Source organism: Halomicrobium sp. IBSBa, assembly GCF_017612575.1.
Taxonomy (GTDB): domain Archaea; phylum Halobacteriota; class Halobacteria; order Halobacteriales; family Haloarculaceae; genus Halomicrobium.
Window position 1 is genome coordinate 841849 of sequence record NZ_JADPQC010000001.1, and the last position, 19405, is coordinate 861253.

At 66.7% G+C, this 19405-nt stretch carries 17 protein-coding genes; 5 read left to right on the top strand and 12 right to left on the bottom strand.

The annotated features are described in order from the left end of the window. Positions 1–102: 102 nt before the first annotated feature. Entirely contained in the window at positions 103–1083 is a 981-nt protein-coding gene (locus tag IL252_RS04395; protein ID WP_208626947.1) for a BGTF surface domain-containing protein, read from the top strand. 76 nt (positions 1084–1159) lie between these two features. Here IL252_RS04395 and IL252_RS04400 read toward each other — a convergent pair whose 3' ends face one another. Further along, positions 1160–1786 (bottom strand): helix-turn-helix domain-containing protein, encoded by a 627-nt coding sequence (locus IL252_RS04400; protein WP_208626949.1) that lies wholly within the window; start codon positions 1784–1786, stop codon positions 1160–1162. Positions 1787–1870: 84 nt separating this feature from the next. Next, positions 1871–3172, bottom strand: a complete 1302-nt coding sequence (locus IL252_RS04405) for a S8 family serine peptidase (protein WP_208626951.1) — start codon at positions 3170–3172, stop codon at positions 1871–1873. 222 nt (positions 3173–3394) lie between these two features. Between IL252_RS04405 and IL252_RS04410 the strand changes: the two genes are divergently transcribed. Both IL252_RS04410 and IL252_RS04415 read left to right on the top strand, forming a co-directional pair. Next, on the top strand, positions 3395–4411 hold the full coding sequence (locus IL252_RS04410; protein ID WP_208626953.1) for a BGTF surface domain-containing protein: 1017 nt from the start codon (positions 3395–3397) through the stop codon (positions 4409–4411). A 124-nt stretch (positions 4412–4535) separates the two neighbouring features. Next, positions 4536–5114, top strand: coding sequence for a BGTF surface domain-containing protein (locus tag IL252_RS04415; protein ID WP_208626955.1), 579 nt, complete (start codon positions 4536–4538; stop codon positions 5112–5114). 24 nt (positions 5115–5138) lie between these two features. On the opposite strand, the gene IL252_RS04420 is transcribed toward IL252_RS04415, so the two are convergent. The 10 genes from IL252_RS04420 to IL252_RS04465 form a co-directional block, all read right to left on the bottom strand. Then, positions 5139–6497, bottom strand: coding sequence for an isochorismate synthase MenF (locus IL252_RS04420; protein ID WP_208626957.1), 1359 nt, complete (start codon positions 6495–6497; stop codon positions 5139–5141). A gap of 160 nt (positions 6498–6657) precedes the next feature. Next, entirely contained in the window at positions 6658–6807 is a 150-nt protein-coding gene (locus tag IL252_RS04425) for a hypothetical protein (protein ID WP_208626959.1), read from the bottom strand. 147 nt (positions 6808–6954) lie between these two features. Next, entirely contained in the window at positions 6955–8022 is a 1068-nt protein-coding gene (locus IL252_RS04430) for a TrmB family transcriptional regulator (protein WP_208626961.1), read from the bottom strand. 107 nt (positions 8023–8129) lie between these two features. Then, complete coding sequence (locus tag IL252_RS04435; protein WP_208626963.1) at positions 8130–8582, bottom strand: universal stress protein; 453 nt, start codon at positions 8580–8582, stop codon at positions 8130–8132. Between the two features lie 278 nt (positions 8583–8860). Continuing rightward, positions 8861–9061, bottom strand: a complete 201-nt coding sequence (locus tag IL252_RS04440) for a hypothetical protein (protein WP_012807589.1) — start codon at positions 9059–9061, stop codon at positions 8861–8863. An 82-nt stretch (positions 9062–9143) separates the two neighbouring features. Beyond that, entirely contained in the window at positions 9144–10286 is a 1143-nt protein-coding gene (locus IL252_RS04445) for an ABC transporter ATP-binding protein (RefSeq protein WP_194286880.1), read from the bottom strand. Next, complete coding sequence (locus IL252_RS04450) at positions 10283–11338, bottom strand: ABC transporter ATP-binding protein (protein ID WP_208626965.1); 1056 nt, start codon at positions 11336–11338, stop codon at positions 10283–10285. Before IL252_RS04450 ends, IL252_RS04445 begins: the two co-directional genes overlap by 4 nt. Next, a complete protein-coding gene (locus tag IL252_RS04455) occupies positions 11339–12487 on the bottom strand; it encodes an ABC transporter permease (protein WP_244256785.1) in 1149 nt (382 codons plus the stop codon). Further along, positions 12474–13484: an ABC transporter permease gene (locus tag IL252_RS04460; RefSeq protein WP_170095223.1), complete on the bottom strand. Its 1011-nt coding sequence runs from the start codon at positions 13482–13484 to the stop codon at positions 12474–12476. Before IL252_RS04460 ends, IL252_RS04455 begins: the two co-directional genes overlap by 14 nt. A 7-nt stretch (positions 13485–13491) precedes the next feature. Continuing rightward, positions 13492–15378: an ABC transporter substrate-binding protein gene (locus IL252_RS04465; RefSeq protein WP_208626968.1), complete on the bottom strand. Its 1887-nt coding sequence runs from the start codon at positions 15376–15378 to the stop codon at positions 13492–13494. A gap of 381 nt (positions 15379–15759) precedes the next feature. Here IL252_RS04465 and IL252_RS04470 point away from each other — a divergent pair, with 381 nt between their 5' ends. Beyond that, complete coding sequence (locus tag IL252_RS04470; RefSeq protein WP_208626970.1) at positions 15760–17532, top strand: alpha-glucosidase; 1773 nt, start codon at positions 15760–15762, stop codon at positions 17530–17532. Next, entirely contained in the window at positions 17529–19262 is a 1734-nt protein-coding gene (locus IL252_RS04475; RefSeq protein WP_208626972.1) for an alpha-glucosidase, read from the top strand. Before IL252_RS04470 ends, IL252_RS04475 begins: the two co-directional genes overlap by 4 nt. The last annotated feature ends 143 nt before the right edge of the window (positions 19263–19405 follow it).

Genomic DNA, 19405 nt, shown 5'->3' on the forward strand with positions numbered 1-19405 from the left:
GGGTCGCCCGGAGATAAACTGTTGGGACTCGGCCAGCGGCGTCGTTCAAATCAGGTTTAAGCTACCGGGACCGCTTAGGGACACGCGCAACCACGTCGACCCATGAGACAGCAAACGGTCCCCGCGATCGTCGCGCTCCTCCTCGTCGTCCCGTGTGCCGCGATCGGGGCACAGACGACGCCGACCGCGACGATCGACTACGAGGACGAGGAACTGACGGTCGAAGCCGCGCCGGGCGAGCAGATCAGCGGCGAGACGACGCTCCCACCCGGAACGCGGCTGACCGTCCGGATCAAGTCGGCCAACAGCGCCTCGCCCTTCCTCAAGCGCCTGGAGGCGACGGTCGCCGACGACGGCACGTTCACGGCGACCGGCGACCTCAGCGACCTCCCTCCAGACACCGCGTTCGAGGCGGCCGTGGTGTACAACGCGACGGTGATCGACAGACAGAGCGGGCAGATCGTCCCCTGTACGAGCGACTGTACGGCCACGCCGAGAAGCAGCGACACACCGACGGCGTTTTCCACCGACGAACCGGCCCTGCCACGGCCCGTCGTGCAGGTCCGACAGGGCGGGACGACCGAAATTCCGATCGCCGTCGGCGACCGCGAACGCGTGCGACTGTCGATCGGTAGCGACCGGACCAACTACCGGCTCAACGCGACGGTGACAGACGGCGACGGTGACGGTCGTGCGGTCGTCTCGTTCGACTCGGTCAGTGCGGGCCGAGACGCGCCGACCCTGTCGCCGGTCGACGACGACGACCGAGTGACCATGGACAGCGAAACGACGCTGTCGGACGGACTCGACCCCACCGAGTACGATCTCACGCTGCTCGGTGCCGGCGAAAACGGGACGAGACTCTCGATCGGAACGCTGGTCGTCTTCGATCAGAGCGAGCGCACGGACGCGCCCGAACCGCCCGAGGCGACCACGTCGACGCCACCCCTGAACGAGACGACGCCCGCCACGGATCGCGGCGTCGATCTGGGGGGGATCGGCGCGCTCACCGTCGGCGGACTGCTGGGAATCGTCGGGATCGCACTCTTGCTCGGACTCGCCAGAGGCGGGCGCGGGGAGTGATTCTCGTACTACCGGCTGTACGTCTGTGACGAATTTCGCGACCCCGTATCGCGAATAGCTTGAAACAGTGACACACTCAGTCGGACGGTGAGCGTCGAACGGCCAGGAGCGCGACCGTCGCGACGAGTAGCGCTCCGAAGAAAAAGAGGACGCCGGGTTCGACAACCTCGAAGACGACCCAGGCGATCGAACCGTCCGGCGGTGCGACGGTCGTGTCCGGGCTCGCGGGGCCGACGGCACTCGGGGGACGGACGCTCCGTCGCATCAGTCGCTCGGCACCCCACTGGACGAACAACGACGCCGCGGCGAGGACGCCGATCCCGCCGACCACGTCGGTCACCGACTGCCTGACTGCCGGCGTTCGAGCGTCGTCACCGACGAACACCAGCGGGTCGCTGGCCGGACCGTACACCGTCATCTCGTTGCCCTTCTCCGAATAGATCGTGTCGACGGGCTCGACCAGCTCCGCCTCTTCGAGATTCGAGAGGTGGTAGTGGACGTTCTGGACCGACGTGTCGACCCGGTCGGCGATCTCCGAGGGCGTCCGGGGTTCCTCGAACAGTGTTTGAAACGTCGCCCGACCGGTGTCAGACGCCAGCGCGTCGAGTACCTCGTCGGCGTCGCCCTCGGTCATTTCGAGGACGCGAGCCCGCTGGCTGGTCGTGGTCGCCCGGTCCTGAATGCGGTCGATGAGTCCCGACATGGCCGTCGTACTCGGTAGTAGAGACGCGACCTACTAAGCAGTACGCGAAGGTTAAAACGAGATTGAACGCGCGGACCACCGGCGTCACCCGGTATCGTTGGCGACGGCCCGCACCGTCGGGGCCGGGCGGACCAGTCCGTGCCCGGTCCGGGTGTCGACGCCGTCACGGCCCACGTCGCGCGCGTGTCGTTCGAGGGCGCGTTCGACGGCCGTCGGCGATCGGCTCGGGTCCACGTCGAGGAGCAGGGCAGCCAGTCCGCCGACGTACGGAGCGCCGGCAGAAGAGCCGACGAAGCCGTCGGGCCGCTGTGCCGCCGGCAGGCGGTCGGGCGCGACCACGTCGACGCCGGTCCGACCGTCCGTGGTGGGACCTCGAGAGGAGAACGGCTCGGGTCGGTCCCGCCGCAGGTCGTACGCGCCGACCGCGAGTACGTCGTCGGCGGTCGCCGGTGCCGTGATGCTCCCCGCGGGATCGTCGTACTGGAACCGATGGGTCGGCGAGACGAGTTCGAGGTGTGCGCCGGTCGCGTCGGACGGTCCACGGACGACGACGAAGTAGTCGCCGCCTTCGAGCTGGACGGAGAGGCGCTGGTTGGGAACGCCGTCACGCTCGTAGGGCTGGGAGCGAGCGATCAGCTGGGTCCGGTTCCCGTCGGTCCAGTACAGCGACGCTCGGTACGTCTCCGCGGCGTGAGCGCGGTCCCAGGAGAGCCACAGCGTCAGCTCTTGGGCCCCGTCGCTGCGCAGGTAGTTGCGGGTACCGCCGCTGAAGCGAAGCTTCCCGTCGCTGGGATCGTCGTACTCGCCGTCCCAGTGGCCACGTGCGAGATTGCCGGTCGGCGCGACGAACGTCACGTTCTCGGCCCGAGCGCGTTCGGCGACGCGTGCGACCCGTGCGGAGCCGTCGCCGGGCGTCCCGTAAAACGAGACCGGTGCGACGATCACGTCCACGTCCCGGTCGAGCAGCCACCGGACAGCGCGGTGATACCCCCGCGGAGTGTCGAACGTCGCGAGGGCCAGCTCCGCGTCCGGTGCCACGCGGGCGACCAGCGATGCCGCCGCAGTCCCGTGGTCGTGGCGACCCGCGTTGCGGACCGACTGGTCGCGGCCGAACGAGCGAGTTGCGACGACCTGGCCCTCGATCGACTCGTGGCCCGGATCGAATCCGGTGACGTCGACGACGCCGACGCGAACGCCGTCCCCGGTGATCCCGGAGTCGTGGACCGCGTCGAGGTCCTCGCCAGAGACGACCGGCGTCGTCGATCCCGTGCCCGCTGTGGCCGTCTCGACGGTCGGCGCAGTCACGGCGAGCACGGCGATCAGCGCCGTCACGGCGAGCACGCCGATACCGACCCCCGCCAGTACGAATCGCGGTCGTCTGCCCATCACCCGGCACGTCGACCCACCGGAGTAAAACGCTACTGGACCGAACGGCGTCGGCGCTGCGACGACGGACGCTCGAAATCGCCCGCGGATGGCGTAAAATCTCGTTGAATCATTCGGCGGGGATACTTACGTGGCGGCGGTAGCCGTGACTGGCATGTCAAAGCGATGCCGCCCACAATCGACAGTCCCGCCCGCAAACCGACACGAACAGGTGGTGAGACGATGAGACGCCTCGCGACCCTCCTCGCAGCCCTCCTCGTGGGGAGTGCGATCGCGGCGACGCCCGTCACGGCAGTCGCCGAAACCACGACCGCACCGACCGGTACGACCGCACCATCCGTTCCCTTCGACTACGAAGGCGACAACCTGACGCTGTCTGCCGGCTACGGACAGCAGGTCACCGGCCAGCTCGATCGGCCGGCCGGAACGGAGGTCTCCGTCGCGCTCCGGTCCGAAGAGAGCGACCAGCCGTTCCTCCGAAGAGACTCGGCGACCGTCCAGGACGACGGTAGCTTCGCCGTGCAGTTCGACCTGTCTGCCATCGAACCAGACAGCGACGCCGTCGCGACCCTCTACGCCGACGACGAGCGAATCGCCAAACAGTCGGTCCACATCGAGAGCTGTGGCGACGCCTGCACGAGACAATCCCAGAACGCGAGCGACGACTCGGCGTCGTCCCCCGACGTCAGCGGCGACGGGAACGGCGTCCGGCTCGCCGACACCCTCGTGTCGGTGCGAAACGGCGAGACGGCCGCGTTCGACGTTCAGTTCGGTGACGCAGACACCGCGACGGTCTCGCTCTCGACCGAAGGTCCCGACGGCGAACCGACCTGGGAGGTCGTCGCCACGGTCCGCGACACCGACGACGACGGCACCGCGACGGTCCAGTTCGACACCGCCGCGGCGGGCAGCGACGCGCCGACGCTGACCGCGGACGACGAGCTGACGATCACCCGCGAGAGCAGTCTCTCGGACGACGCACTCGATCCCGCCAGCTACGACCTGGCCGTCGACGACGGCACCGAGATCGACGATCCGGAGAGCATCGGAACGGTCGCCGTCACGGCCGGCACGCAAGACGGTGGAGCGTCGGAGCGTGACGAGACCGACGCAGGCGACACCGACGACGAGGAACCGGCCACGGAGTCACAGGACAACGTGAAGAGCGCAGGGATCGTCGGCGGCGGTGTCCTCGCCCTGCTCGCGGTGCTCGGGGTCGGACTGCGCCTTCGCGATTAGGCGACCGTCCCGCTAGTCGTCGTCGACCCGTCTCGGTTTCGACGACGCCAGCACAGGTGTGGCAACCGAACGACAATTTTTATTACCACAATAGGTGCAATTGATTTTGAGATAGGAATCGACGATGACACGCCAACGCCCTCTCGCACTCGTCCTCGTCGCCGTCCTCGTCGGCGCGGCACTGACCGGCGGCGTCGCGGCACAGACAGACAGCACCGAGACACCGACCGCATCGTTCACCCACGAGGAGACACTGACCCTCGAATCCGGCCCGGACCAACAGATCCGCGGGACGACGTCACTGGAAGCGGGTGCGGAAGTGACGGTCAGGATCCGGTCGGCGAACGCCAGCGATCCGTTCATGACGCGGCCGACGGCGACCGTCGACGAGAACGGCACGTTCACCGTCACGGCGAACCTGAGCGACATGTCGCCGGGAACGACGTTCACGGCGACGCTCCGCATCGATGGAGAAGCGTACGCGGAAACGACCGGGCAGGTCGTCGAGTGCACGACAGCGTGCGATTCGACGACCGAGACAGAACAGGCGACAGCGGCGACCGCGTCCAGCACGGCGTCACCGACGGGCGAAACGGTCACGGAGCCGACGCCGACGGCGAGCGACGGCCCCGGCTTTGGCGTCCTCGGCGCGCTCGCCGGGCTGGCGCTCACACTCTGCGGTCTCGTTTCGACCCGCAACTGACGGCCGGCCACCGAGCGTGTCAGCCTACGGCAGCTCGATTTCGAGCGCGTCCAGGATCGGTTCGAACCGCGACCGCACCTCGCCGTACTCCGTCGCCGGGTCGCTGCCCGTGACGATGCCCGCGCCGCCGTACAGCGCGAGCCGTTCGTCCCACGTCAGCCCCGCGCGGATCCCGACGACGAAGGTGCCGTCGCCGTCGCCGTCGACCCAGCCGACCGGCGAGGCGTACCAGCCCCGGTCGAACGGCTCGACGTCGCGGATCACGTCGCTGGCCGCGCGTCGGGGCGACCCGCCGACTGCCGGCGTCGGGTGGAGTCGCTCGGCCAGCGAGAGCACGCTCGTCTCGTTCGGGACCGTTGCCGTGATCGGGCGGTGGAGGTGCTGGAGGTTCGTGATGCGCTTGATCGACGGTTCGGCGACGGTCACGTCGTCGGCGACCGGGCGCAACGCGTCGGCGATCGTGTCTGCGACGATGCGGTTCTCGACCTGGTACTTCTCGTCGCCCAGCATCGCGTCGGCCAGATCGGTGTCTTCGGCGGCGGTCTCGCCCCGATCGGTCGTCCCAGCCAGTGCCTCCGTCTGGACGTGGCCGTCCGCCAGCGCGACCAGCGTCTCGGGGGTCGCTCCGAAGAACGTCCGTCCCGGCGTCGGGGAGAAGCAAAACGTCGTACAGTTCGGGTACGTCTCGCGCAGGCGCGAGAGTACCGGGGCGACCGGAACGGGAGCGTCGAGGTCGACCGTGAGTTCCTGTGCGAGAACGACCTTGTCGAGTCCGTCGCTCTCGATGCGGCCGATCACGTCGTCGACGGTCTGTTCCCACTCCTCGCGGGACAGCGACCAGTGAAACGCCGTCGCCTCCGGCTCGGTGCCGTCGTGGGTGCCAGCGTCGGCCAGGCGGTCGGCCCAGTCGTCGAGTTCGCTCGACAGCTCGGAGCGTTCGTCTTCGGGGACCGTGACCGTCAGCCAGGTGGCGTCTTCCCCGGCGACGATCTGGGCCCGCGGCAGGACGAACGTGCCGTCGTCGAAGGCACGCCAGTGGCTCTGTGTGTCGGCGGGCACGGTGTTGCCGTCGAAGAAGGCGAACCCACCGACCGCGCGAGGGGCGGCGATCTCGGGGGCGTCCGGCCCGTCGACGGCTCCGAAAAGCTCCGTCAGGCGGTCGTCTGCGGTCTCGAATCGATCGGGGCTGTCGACCGTCACGGCGGCTGTCGCGCCGACGGCGAGCAGGTCCGGCTCCTCGGGATGGAGCCAGCAGAATCGCCGCCGATCGGGGACGGCACCGGCGGCAGCGAGCGGGGACACGTCGATTCGTCGGGACGCGGAGACGTACGTTTCGGCACCGACCGAAGCCGGCTCGGTCTCGGCCGCATCCTGTCTACTCATCAGCTAAGATTAGGAGTGGCAACTTATATTTCGCTCGTTCCAGCGAAGGTCTGCGAGGGCGAGAGCGGGCACGGAACCGGTAAGATCGTGTTACCGGTCGTCCGTCCGACCCGTCTCGCCGACCGGGTGGCGACGGTTCCACGACAGTGTGCCGCCCGTATCACTCCGAGTAGCCTTCCTGCAAGAACGCGCCCTCGGTCTCGTACACGGAGACGAGCTCCTCGATGAACGCCTCGTACGACTCGTCGTCTTCCTTGTGAGCCTCGATGCGTTCGCTGAGTTCGTCGCTGATTTCGATCGTGTGGCTCATACCTGGAGCACCGCCACCACACACGTCGGGGCCGACGGCAAAATAACCCACAGTCGGTTCAGACTGTTGGCCGTCACTGTCGGAGCTATTCGCGACCAGCGTCACGGGAGACTGCACGGACGGACAGCCGGCGGTATCGAGACGGCCTTACTCGACGGCGTCCAGCCGGCGGAGCCTGACAGAGCGAGACTGGTAGTCTTCGATGAACGACCCCTTGCCGCCGACGCTGACGATCCCGTCGCCGGTGTCGATGAAGAAGCTGTTTTCGAGCGTGAAGTCGTTGCTCGTGGGCTCGATGAACGCCTGCCTGATCTCGGTGATCGGGCCGGCCACCGTCGTCCCCGACTCGGTCTCGACTTCGGCGTGCAGGTCGACGCCGGCCTGTTCGTGTAAGGTCGCGTGCAGCGTCGCCTGCCGGAACCAGTCGTAGCTCCTGGGCAGTGGGTCCGGATCGGTGACGTACAGCTCCGTCGCGGCGGGCCAGTAGGCGCTGAAGTACATCCCGAGAATCGAACCCGACAGCTGGGGTTCCGAGACCGTCACGGCGACGTCGTCCGTGTGTGTGCCCGAGACGATCGTGGAGTCGCCGATCATCGCCGCCGCGTCGTCGATCGTGTAGACCAGCGGGAGGCTCTCCTCCCAGTACCGGACCACGTCTGCGACCCCGGCGAACTCGCTACCGTCGCCGTCGACCTCGTCCATCCCACCGATCAAGAGGAAGACGACCACGTCGCTGTCGACGGCGGTGCGCAGCTCCGACTCGATCTCCGGGAAGACGTGCTCCGGAACCGCCAACAGCAGCTCCTGTGTCGCCGCCGAGATCGCGCTCTCGATGCGTTTGAGCGCCGTCTCGCGGGACTTGATCATCTGTATCTCCGGGGTCTCCGGCGTCGTCTCGTTGAAGCGCGCTTCGAGCGACGGCCTGATCGAGTCGAGGCGGTCCGAGAGATTTTCGATCGCCTCTGCGGGCGGCAGCGCCCGAATCGTCGTCGGAGAGGCGTGGTCGTTGACCCGCACGAGCCCCTTGCCTTCGAGGCGCTCGGCGATGTTGTACACCGCTCGCTGGGTCACGTCCGTCGTCTCGGAGACGGTACTGGTCGAGGCCTCCCCACATGCGAGCAACGCGAGATACGTATCGATTTCCGTATCGGAAAGTCCGAAGACGCTCAGCTCATCTCGGAGCTGTTCGTCGTCGTGTTCGTCTGAGGTCCCCATTACCAGTGCAGTAGAACGGCTGCGGCCATGTACGTGTTCATCTCGGAACCACCGCGGGTTCCGGCGATCCCGCCGGGGCTCTCGTGAAGCAGAGATAACCGGCGGTGTTAGTCCATGGCGACGGTGACGTAGCCGCCGAAGTCGAGGATGACTCGCTGTGTTCGGTCGCCAAAGACCGCCTTGCCGGTCGGCGAACGACGCTGGCCAGGCAGGAAGATGTGATCGCAGTCCGTCTCGTCGGCGAGTGTGATGATCCGGTCGGCCTGATCCTCGTCGGCGACCTCGACGCGCACGTCGTAGGCGATATCCTCGCCCAGGACCTCCTTGGCCAGGTCCGAGACGTCGCTCGCGAGTCCGTCGAGGATCGTCCCCTCGTCGTAGGTGGTGTGTTCGACCTTCCCGATGGCGTCGAGCGTCTCCGCGACTTCCTCGTACTCGTCGGTCGTCACCAGCGAGAGGACGACGAGGTCGCTGTCCGAGCCGGCGGCGAACGAACGCGCGCGGTCGAGCAGTTGGCGATCACGATCGATATCTTCGACGACGACGAGCGCATCTGACATTGTACTGGCTGTCACGTCAGCGTAGAACATTAAAACAGTGTCGCAGTCAGCGCGGGTCGTCGTCGCCCAGAACCGCCACGATGCCGCCCAGAACGGCCGATCGTTTACTATGACGAACCACCGCTGGCGGACCACACACCGTGATACTACCGGCTGTACATCTGTGAACGATTTCGCCACCCCGGGGTGGCGAAGATCTTCACGAAGTGACAGCCGGCAGTATGACGAGTGATCGCCACCTCGTGAGGAGAGGGGGCCGAGCGGGACCGTCGACAGTATCAGCCGAGTAGTTCCTCGAAGGGGTCCCAGTCGGCGTAGATACACGCCGCCGAGCCGAGGAAGACGGCCCCGAGCATCGCGCCGCTGAGCACCGAGATCACGAACGTCCCCGTTCCGGGTTCGATCGTCGGCGTCGCCAGTCCGAGCAAGGCGAGCAACACCGCACTCGACACGAAGAAACCACGCAGGACGATCGTCATCGGTGGGTACGCTCCGGTAGGGCCGCGTCGATAATCGGGCTTTCGTTCGTCGCGTGGGTGTCGAGTGTGGTCGCGCCCATGCTCAGTCGTTCAGTGTCGGCGACTCGGCGGCTTCGACGCCGTCGAGCGGTTCGCTCTCCCAGTACTCGTGGTCGGGATCGGTGCGGTGACAGGCGGCACAGCGTTCGTTCGCCGTCGCCGCTTCCTCCCCCAGTTCTGGGGCCGTGGTGGTACAGGCCTCCCGCGCCTCCGGACAGCGAGTGTGGAACCGACAGCCCGACGGCGGATTCACCGGGTCCGGGATGTCGATCGAGCGGACCGGCGGATCGGTCATCTCCTGTGCGGTCGGGTCCAGATCGGCGGTCGCCCAGCGCAGCACCTTCGTGTAGGGGTGCTGGGGGTCGTTCAGGACCTCGTCGGGCGGGCCGATCTCGACGATCTCCCCGAGATACATGATGCCGATGCGTCCGCCCGCCTCCTGTGCCAGATAGCGAGCGTTCGAGAGGTTGTGACTGATGAACACGAACGAGGTGTTGAACTGTTCTTGCAGTTCCAGGAGGAGATTCATCGTCTCGACGCGCAGCGACACGTCCAGCGCCGAGACGGCCTCGTCGGCGAGGATCACGTCCGGATTCATCAGCAGGGCACGGACCAGCGCGATCCGCTGCTGTTCGCCCCCCGAGAGCTGGTGGGGGAACCGATGCGCGTAGTCTTCGGGTGGCTCCATGCCCACCCGATCCAGCAGCGCGAAGATTCGCGCCCGGCGGTCCTCGGTGGACATCTCGGGGTCCCACTTCTTCAGGGGCGCTTCCAGCGTCGTCAGGACCTTCCGGTTGGGGTTGAGCGCCGCGCCGGGATCCTGGTGGATCATCTGGAGGGAGCGCCGGATGTCGTCGAAGGGAACGGTCACGTCTCCGCGGCCGTCCTTGGCGTCCCACACGTCTTGCCCCCGGTAAGAGACGGTCCCATCGGTGGGGCGCTGGACGCCGATGATCGTCTTACCCAGCGTCGTCTTCCCGCAGCCAGACTCCCCGACGAGTGCGAGCACGTCGTTCTCGGGGATGTCGATCGACACGTCACTGACCGCCTGAACGGTCTCTGGCTCGTCGAACAGCGACTCGACGACGCCCTGCTCTTTCTCGAAGTCGACCGAGACGTTCTCCAGCGACATCACGATATCGTCGTCGTCCCGGGTGGTCCCCGTCGTCGTGGCGCGGTCGCTCACGCGTCGGACACCTCCGAGAGGTCGAACGGAACGGCGTCCTCGGCCTCGTCGTAGTGGAAGCAGGCCGAGCGGTGGTCGTCCTCGACGTCCATCCACGGCGGCGTCTCCTCGTGGCACTCTCTGGTCGCGAGCGGACACCGCGGCGCGTAGTGACAGCCGTCGGGGACGTGGGCCGGGTTCGGCGCGGTCCCCTCGATCGGTCGCATCGAGTCGGTCGGCGCGTCGAGGTTCGGCACAGCCTGCAACAGCGCCCGCGTGTAGGGATGCTTCGAGTCGTGGGCGATCTGCGTTGCGGTGCCGACCTCCGCGAGTTCGAAGGCATAGAGGATCGCCAGTCGGTCGGCCAGTCCCGCGACCAGCGGGAGGTCGTGGGTGATAAAGAGGATCGTCAGATCGTACTTCTCCTTGATGTCGGCCAGCAAGGAGAGGATCGAGCGCTGCATCAGCAAGTCCAGCGCCGCTGTCGGCTCGTCCATCAGGAGTACCTGCGGTTCGAGGATCAGGCTGAGTGCGATCAGCGCCCGCTGGCTCATCCCGCCCGAGAGTTCGTGGGCGTACGAGTCGAGCACGCGGTCGGGATCGAGATACAGGTCCGACAGCAACTGCCGGGCCCGGTCCATCCCCGCCTCGACGTCGTAGTCGTGGGCTTCGAGTGTCTCCTCGAAGTGCCCGCGGATCGACATCGTGGGGTTGAACGACGACAGCGCGCCCTGGAACACCATCGACACCTCCTCCCAGCGGAACTCTTTGAGGTCCTCGGTCGAGAGGTCGAGAACGTCGACCGGTTCGCCGCCGTCCTCGGGGTGGTAGGTCACCTCTCCGGTCGTGATCCCTGGTTCCTCGACGGCGTCCATCATGGCGTTTGCAAGCATCGACTTGCCGCTGCCGGACTCGCCGACGACGCCGAGGATCTCGCCCCGGCGGAGGTCGATCGACACGTCGTCCAGTACCATCGCGTCTCGGTGCTCCAGGTCGTAGGTGACACAGACGTTGCGGGCCTCGATGATCGGGTCCGCGCTGTCGGGGCCACCCTGCGTGCGTTGTCCTTGCATTCAGATCCCTCCCTCGTCGTCGTCGCTCGCGACGGTCTCGGCGTGGCGGGCACGGACCCGCGGATTGAAGATCCGGTCGGCCCCCTGGGCAAGCAACGTCAGGCCCAGCGCGAGGCCGATGACCGCGACCATCGGGACCAGCAGCCAGTGGAACGCGGCGGGCGAGGAGATCGCGCCGGCACGGTTGACGGCGGCGTTCATCATGACGCCCCAGTTGCTGCTGTTGTACGGCAAGACGCCGAGGAAGTACAGGCCGACGACGCCGAAGATGACCGCACGAGCCTGCTGGACGAAGTTCATCGTGATGTAGGGCATCAGGTTCGGGACGATGTCCCCGGAGATGATGACCGAGGTCTCCATCCCCATGATGCGGGAGGCTTCGACGTACTCGGCGTCGCGCAGCGTCAACACCTGCGAGCGGATGGCGCGTGCCAGCCCCGCCCAGGCGTTGATCGTCACGAGGATCCCGATGACGACCGGGTTGCCCTCGATCTGGAGCGCCGAGGCCAGCACGATCGTCAGCGGGAGCCCCGGAATAGTCATCATGACGTCGGTGACGACCATCAGCACCCGGTCGGCGGTGCCGCCCTTGTAGCCGGCGATGGTCCCGAAGACCGTCCCGAGACAGACCGTAAAGACCGCGCCCGAGGCGACCATTGTCAGCATCGACGGCGTGGCGTGGACCACCTGCGAGAGGAGGCTCACGCCGGACTGTGTCGTTCCCAGCGGGTACTCGAGCGTCCGGAAGGCCCCGATCAGATAGCCGCCCTGGTTGGGCGACGGTTCCGTGACGAGCAGGAGTCCGACCGTCCCCACGAACAGGTACGAGAGGACGACGAGCACGCCCGTGCGCGCGCGCCAGTCGCTCCAGACGATCCGGGCCGGCGCGAGGAGTTTCTCGTCGATCCACTGTCGCCGCCGTTCGGCGTCGGTCATCGACACGTCGGCCATCTGCTGGAACTCCGAGACCGACGAGGAGCCCCCGTCGGCCGCGACGCGGCCGTTGCGAGCGTGGCCCGAGATGGCACCCCGCTCGGGCGTGCGGTCCTCGTCGGTAAAGCGGTCGGGATCGTCGGCCAGCGTGTCGCTGACGGCGGCGAAGTCGCTCTCGTCCACGTCGTCCGCATCGTGACGATCAGTAGGACTCACGAGAGCCACCTCCCTTGGCTCGCGGATCGAGCACGCCGTAGGTCAGGTCCGCGACGGTGATGCCGATGACCATCGCGATCGTGATGACGATGAACCCGCCCATCATCAGCGGGTAGTCCCGCGCGTTGATCCCCTGGATGAGGTAGAAACCGACGCCGGGGTACGCGAAGATGTTCTCGATGATGACCGCACCGCCGAAGACGGTGCCGATGGCGATCATCAGCCCGGTGTACATCGGCAGGATGGCGTTGCGAGCGACGTAGCGCATCGCGATCCGCCGGGTCGAGAGGCCCCGCAGGCGTGCGACCCGGAGGTAGTCCTCCCCGAGCACGCGGATCGAGTTGCCCCGCATCGACAGCGCCCAGCCGCCGAACCCGACCAGCGCCATCGAGGCGATCGGCAGGGCACCGTGATAGAGGACGCTACCCAGGAACGAGGCGTTGAAGCCGACGGTCAGCTCCGAGGCGTACCGCCCGCCCGTCGGGAACAGCTGCATGCGGTAGCCCAGATACGAGACGAACAGCAGTGCGAGGACGTAGCCCGGCGTCGAGTTCAGCACGAGCCCGACGCCCGTACTGGCCACGTCGAATCTCGATCCCTCCCTGTAGGCCATGAACGCGCCCAGCGAGACGCCGATGGTAAAGGCCAGGAACAGCGCCGTCGCCGTCAGGAACACCGTCCACGGGATGGCCGGCCCGATGATCGACATCACGGGGTCGCCGTAGCGCGTCGAGACGCCGAAGTCGCCCTGCAACATCGCGGCCATGTACTCGTAGTACTGGACGTACATGGGCTCGTTCACGGCGATGTTGGTCTGGGCCGCGATGCGAGCGTTGATCTCGGACATCGAGAGGTCACTCCCCCCCTGCTGGACGGCCTGGGCCCGCAGGTAATCGAGCGGTCCGCCCGGCAGCAGTCGGACCAGTCCGAAGCTGGCCGAGATCACCACGTAGACGGTGAGCACCGATTGCGCGATGCGTTTCAGTACGTAGCTCATGGCTCTCCTACTGGTTGGCTGTCGACAGCTCGTCGACGATGTCGACGGGTGTGACGGTCTCGCCGTCACGTTCCTCGTCGTGGAGGATCGGCGATTCGAACTCGCTCGGGAGGTTCCAGGCGTTCTTGGCGTCCCAGCTGTTGAAGATCCAGTCGAAGTGGAAGTACGGGTACGAGTGGTCGTAGGAGGCCCACCCCTGCAGTCCGACGACGAAGTCGCCGTTGGAGTAGTCACTCCCCCAGTACGTGGAGTTGTCGAGCATGATGGATTCGGCCTTGATACCGAAGTCCTTGAGGTTCGAGACGATCGTCTCGACGCCGGTCACCCAGTCCGAGAAGCCCGACGGCCCCTTGATCGGGAGTTCGAGGGGCTCGCCGTCCTTCTGCCAGGTGCCGTTCTGTTTCTCGTAGCCGGCGTCGCGAAGCAGCGACGCGGCCGCTTCGGTCTGGGACTCGCCCGGGCCATAGGTCTCGAACTCGTCGACGACGCCCTCGAGCCAGCCGCCCTCGATCTGGTTGTTGAACTCGCCGGTCAGTCCGCTGGGGTAGGTGACCGCGAGCTTGGACTTGGTGCCCGCGCCGGAGTTGAGCGCCGTGTTCTCACGGTTGACGACGTGGGCGATCGCCTTGCGGACCCGGACGTCGTCGACGGGCTCTTCCTCGAAGTTGAACATCAGTCCCATCCCCCAGTGACGCGGGATGAGACTGACCTGCATCGAGTCGGGGAGCTGGTTCAGCCGGTTCTGGGGCATGAACAGCGTCGCGGACCCGTCGGTCTCGTTGTTGATCAGCGAGTTCCAGCGCCCCTGGTTCTGTGGCTTGTAGAGGTACTCGGCCTCGGGGACGTTGATGTTGTCCGCGTCCGGGTGGTCCTCGTACTTGCTCACCAGCGTGCGCTGGCTGTCGGCGTCCTCGAACTGGAAGGGGCCACAGCCGACCGGTTCGGGGGTCGTGTCGTTGGTGAGATCGCTGAGCGCCGACGCGCGCTCGTCCTCGTCGGCGGCCTCGTCGAGTGCGGTGACGAACTCCCCGTAGGAGTCGTCGTGGGCGGTGAGGCGCTTGGGCTGGAGGTACGCGAGCAGGATCGTCTCGCTCGCGGGTTCGGCCAGCGTGATCTCGACCGTCGACTCGTCGACCGTCGTGACCCGGTCCGACACCGCGCCCATGTCCTCGGGCGCGACGAAGTTACCCAGGGAACCGCCGTTGTAGATGTCGAGCTTGACCTGGTTGGCCACGTCCGTCGCGGTGACGTCGTCGCCGTTGTGCCAGGTCAGCCCCTCGCGGACGGTGAGCGAGACCGTCTCCTCGCCGACTTCCCAGTCCTGGATGGCGTAGCCAGTGTACTCCTGGGTCGCGAGGTTGTACTTCATGAACCGATCGAACATCAGCCGGCGGGCTTCGCCGTAGTTTTGCCCGTTCCAGGGGTTGTACTGCGAGTCCTGGGGGACGGCCCACTGTGCGAAGGTCAGGCGGTCGTCGTCGGAGTCGTCCGTCGCCGTCCACTGACCCTCCCGCGGGAGCCACTCTGTGGGCCAGTACGTCTGGACCGCGTCGCTGTCGGCACCGGGCACGTTCCAGTCGTCGGTCGACTGGAACGACTGGGCGAGTTTCTCCATGACCGGCAACACCGGGAGCGTCTGGTTCGTGATGTAAGCCAGCTCCTGAATCTTGCGCTGGGCCTCGCTGGTAGCCTGGACCGCCGTTGCGGTCTCGGTGTCGGTGTCACCCGCGTCGGTCTCGTCGCCGCCGTCGTCGGACGCCTCGGTCGCCGTCTGTTCGGCCTGCTGTCCGCCACAGCCCGCGAGGCCGGCGATGCCGGCCAGGCTGACGCCGCTGACGAAACGGCGTCGGGAGAGTATCGACTGGTGCTCGTGATCGGTATGATTATTCGCCATGTTCGTCTACTGCTGTGGGACACCCCCACAATAAAAATTCCGGTAGAATAGGTTCTTCGTGATTCTCGCAGAACTTAAGTAGGAGTCTTGCTTCGTCGTTCGTGAACGAAAGCAGGCGAGGCGCCTGCACGTCGTCGAACACCGACCCACGATGACACAGCACAGCACGCACCGGCCGAGAACGGCCACGAGATCGCCCGACGCGGCGACGGTACCGACTCGACCGGTTCAGCGACGAGGCACGACCGAGCGACCAACTGGACGGGGCCACACGGACGAACCTCGCGTTCGTCCCCCCGTCGAGGCTGTCGAACGAACGCTTCGTTCGAGACGCACAGACAGCCCCGTCCCACGGACTGGCCGCCGCGCCGGTGAGTGGCAGTGAGCGAGACAGCCAAGCGGGTGCGAGCCGACCGCCAGTGGTGGAAAGAGGCGGTCGTCTACCAGATCTACCCGAAGAGCTTCTTCGACAGCGACGGCGACGGGATCGGTGACCTCGCTGGCATCACCGAGCAGGTCGACTACCTCGACGCGCTCGGGGTCGACGCGGTCTGGCTCTGTCCCGTCTACGACTCGCCACAGGCCGACAACGGCTACGACATCAGCGACTACCGGTCGATCTTCGACACGTACGGCGACCTGGCCGACTGGGAGCGCCTCCTGTCCGAACTCCACGACAGGGACATCAGGCTCGTCATGGATCTCGTCGTCAACCACACGTCCAGCGAACACGAGTGGTTCCAGCGCTCGCGCCGACGCGAGGGCGAGTACGCCGACTACTACCACTGGCGCGACGGTCGCCCGGCCGCGGAGGCCGACTACGACACCGACGACGGCCCCGCCGACGAGGTCGCCCCCAACAACTGGGAGTCGATCTTCGGCGGCCCCGCGTGGGCCTACGACGAGGAACGCGAACAGTGGTACCTCCACCTCTTCGACGAGAGCCAGCCAGACCTCAACTGGGAGCACGAGGCCGTCCGCGAGGACGTGTACGAGATGATGGGCTGGTGGCTCGACCGCGGGATCGACGGGTTCCGCATGGACGTGATCAACCTCGTCTCGAAGACGCCGGGGCTTCCGGACGGCGACCCCGACGGCGGCCTCGTCGGCGCAGAGCACTTCATGAACGGCCCCAAGGTCCACGACTACCTCTCGGAGCTGGTCGCCGAAGCCATCCCGGACGACGACATTCTCACCGTCGGCGAGACGCCGGGGGCGAGCGTCGAGGACGCCCAGCGGTTCGTCGGCGAGGACGGCCTCTCGATGGTGTTCCAGTTCGAGCACGTCAACGTCGGCCACGAGGGCGACAAGTGGTCGCTGGAGGACTACTCGCTGGTCGAACTCAAGGAGAGTCTGGCACGCTGGCAGAACGGACTGGCCGACGAGGGGTGGAACAGCCTCTACCTGAGCAACCACGACCAGCCCCGGACCGTCTCTCGGTTCGGCGACGACGGGCAGTATCGCGACCGTTCGGCGAAGCTGCTCGGGACGCTGCTGTACACGCTCCAGGGGACGCCGTTCGTCTACCAGGGCCAGGAGATCGGCATGACAAACGCCCCCTTCGAGTCGAAGTCCGAGCTGCGAGACGTGGAGTCGATCAACTTCGTCGAGGAGGCCATCGAGAGCGGCGCGGCCGAGAGCTACGAGGACGTACGCGAGGCCGTCGAGACCGTCGGCCGCGACAACGCCCGGACGCCGATGCAGTGGTCCGACGACGAGAACGCCGGCTTCACCGACGGCGAACCGTGGCTCAAGGTCAACCCCAACTACGACGCGATCAACGTCGAGCAGGCACGCGCCGACCCGGACTCGGTGTGGCACTACTACCGCGAGCTCGGCGACCTCCGCGCGGACCGGGACCTACTCGTCTACGGCACGTTCGACTTGCTCGCGCCCGACGACGAACAGGTGTTTGCCTACACCCGGACGCTGGCCGACGAGCGCGCGCTCGTCGTCCTCAACGTCTCGGCGCAGGCGGCCACGTTCGCGGTCCCCGACGAGGCTGGCGACGACCTCGAACTCGCGATTGCGAACGTGAACGCCCCCGAAACGCCCGGCGGCACCGTCGAACTCGATCCCTACGAGGCGCGCGTCTATCTGACGCCCGCGGATAGCACCGACCGACCGACGACCACGAACTCCGATTCGACATGAGCACGAACACACTCACGACGCTGGAGCACATCGACCGCGAATGGTGGAAAGAGGCCGTCGTCTACCAGATCTACCCCCGAAGTTTCAACGACACCGACGGGGACGGCGTGGGCGACTTACAGGGTATCGTCGACAAGGTCGACTACATCGACTCGCTGGGCGTCGACCTCGTCTGGCTGTGCCCGGTCTATGGCTCGCCCAACGAGGACAACGGCTACGACATCAGCGACTACCACTCGATCATGGACGAGTTCGGCGACATGGCCGACTGGGAGCGCCTGCTGGCCGAACTCCACGATCGGGACATCCGGCTGATCATGGACCTCGTGCTGAACCACACGTCCAGCGAACACGAGTGGTTCCAGCGCTCGCGCCGTGGCGAGGGCGAGTACGCCGACTACTACTACTGGCGCGACGGTCGCCCGGCCGAGGATGCCGACTACGACACCGACGACGGCCCCGCCGACGAGGTCGCCCCCAACAACTGGGAGTCGATCTTCGGCGGCCCCGCCTGGAGCTACGTCCCAGAGCGCGAGCAGTGGTACCTCCACCTCTTCGACGAGAATCAGCCGGACCTCAACTGGCGGAATCCGACCGTCCGCCAGGCGATGAAAGACGTGGTCTCGTGGTGGCTCGACCGCGGGATCGACGGCTTCCGCATGGACGCGGTGTCTCACATGTCCAAGACCGACGGCCTCCCGGACGGCGACCCCGATGGCACGCCCACCGGGATCGAACACTTCAGCCACGGCCCCCGGCTGGAGGAGTACCTGACCGAGCTGTCGGCGGACGTGCTCTCGAATCACGACATCACGACCGTCGCGGAGATGGGCCACACCTCGATCGAGCAGGCCGCAAGCTACCTCGAAGACGACGCCGTCGGGCTGGACATGATCTTCCAGTTCAGCCACATGGGCGTCGACGGCGGCTGGGACCCCGAGACCGTCGGCGAGTGGGATCTCACCGAGTTCAAACGGATCATGTCCGAGCGCCAGGACGCGCTCGCGGACCGTGGCTGGGACGCCCTCTTCCTGGGCAACCACGACCAGCCCCGGATCGTCTCCCGGTTCGGCGACGAGGCCGCCCACCGCGAGTCGGCCTCGCTGATCGCGACCTTCCTGCTGACGATGCGAGGGACCCCCTACGTCTACCAGGGTGAGGAGATCGGCATGACCAACGCGGACTTCGAGAGCCTCGACGAGATCGACGACCCGCAGACTGTCGGTCGCGTCGAGCAGTACATCGCCGACGGCGTCGCGGACTCCTACGAGGAGCTTCGCGAGGTCGTCAACGCCCAGAGCCGCGACCACGCACGGACGCCGATGCAGTGGTCCGACGAGGCGGGCACGGGCTTTACCGACGGCGAACCGTGGCTCAAGTGCAACGCCGACTACACCGAGATCAACGTCGCCGCCCAGCGAGACGACCCGGCGTCGGTACTGAACCAGTACCGGACGCTGATCGACCTCCGCCAGTCGACGGACGCGCTGGTCTACGGCGACTACGAGCTACTCACGCCCGAGGACGACCAGCTCTACGCGTACACGCGGACGCTCGACGACGAACGGGTGCTCGTGGTGCTCAACTGGTCGAGCGAGCCGGCGACGTTCGAGGGCAGCGAGATCGATGCCGGCGATGCGACGGTGTTGTACGGGAATCACGACGACGCGCCGACCGACCCCACCGGAGCGTCGCTCCGGCCGTGGGAAGCCGTCGTCTACCGGCTGTAGGGCTCTGCCCCTCGTCGCTCGGCGACGCCGACTTCTCAGGCCGTCACCGGTCAGGCGATTCGAGTGCTCGTTCCTCCCAACACCGTTCCCGAACGGTACTGTGAACGTCGAACAGCCAGTTCACACGATCGTTACCAGGCGGC

Coding starts and splice junctions, on each gene's coding strand:
- IL252_RS04475 (WP_208626972.1), top strand. CDS start 17,529: ATGAGCACGAACACACTCACGACGCTGGAGCACATCGACCGCGAATGG.
- IL252_RS04460 (WP_170095223.1), bottom strand. CDS start 13,484: ATGAGCTACGTACTGAAACGCATCGCGCAATCGGTGCTCACCGTCTAC.
- IL252_RS04430 (WP_208626961.1), bottom strand. CDS start 8,022: ATGGGGACCTCAGACGAACACGACGACGAACAGCTCCGAGATGAGCTG.
- IL252_RS04450 (WP_208626965.1), bottom strand. CDS start 11,338: ATGCAAGGACAACGCACGCAGGGTGGCCCCGACAGCGCGGACCCGATC.
- IL252_RS04415 (WP_208626955.1), top strand. CDS start 4,536: ATGACACGCCAACGCCCTCTCGCACTCGTCCTCGTCGCCGTCCTCGTC.
- IL252_RS04410 (WP_208626953.1), top strand. CDS start 3,395: ATGAGACGCCTCGCGACCCTCCTCGCAGCCCTCCTCGTGGGGAGTGCG.
- IL252_RS04400 (WP_208626949.1), bottom strand. CDS start 1,786: ATGTCGGGACTCATCGACCGCATTCAGGACCGGGCGACCACGACCAGC.
- IL252_RS04440 (WP_012807589.1), bottom strand. CDS start 9,061: ATGACGATCGTCCTGCGTGGTTTCTTCGTGTCGAGTGCGGTGTTGCTC.
- IL252_RS04435 (WP_208626963.1), bottom strand. CDS start 8,582: ATGTCAGATGCGCTCGTCGTCGTCGAAGATATCGATCGTGATCGCCAA.
- IL252_RS04465 (WP_208626968.1), bottom strand. CDS start 15,378: ATGGCGAATAATCATACCGATCACGAGCACCAGTCGATACTCTCCCGA.
- IL252_RS04405 (WP_208626951.1), bottom strand. CDS start 3,172: ATGGGCAGACGACCGCGATTCGTACTGGCGGGGGTCGGTATCGGCGTG.
- IL252_RS04395 (WP_208626947.1), top strand. CDS start 103: ATGAGACAGCAAACGGTCCCCGCGATCGTCGCGCTCCTCCTCGTCGTC.
- IL252_RS04425 (WP_208626959.1), bottom strand. CDS start 6,807: ATGAGCCACACGATCGAAATCAGCGACGAACTCAGCGAACGCATCGAG.
- IL252_RS04420 (WP_208626957.1), bottom strand. CDS start 6,497: ATGAGTAGACAGGATGCGGCCGAGACCGAGCCGGCTTCGGTCGGTGCC.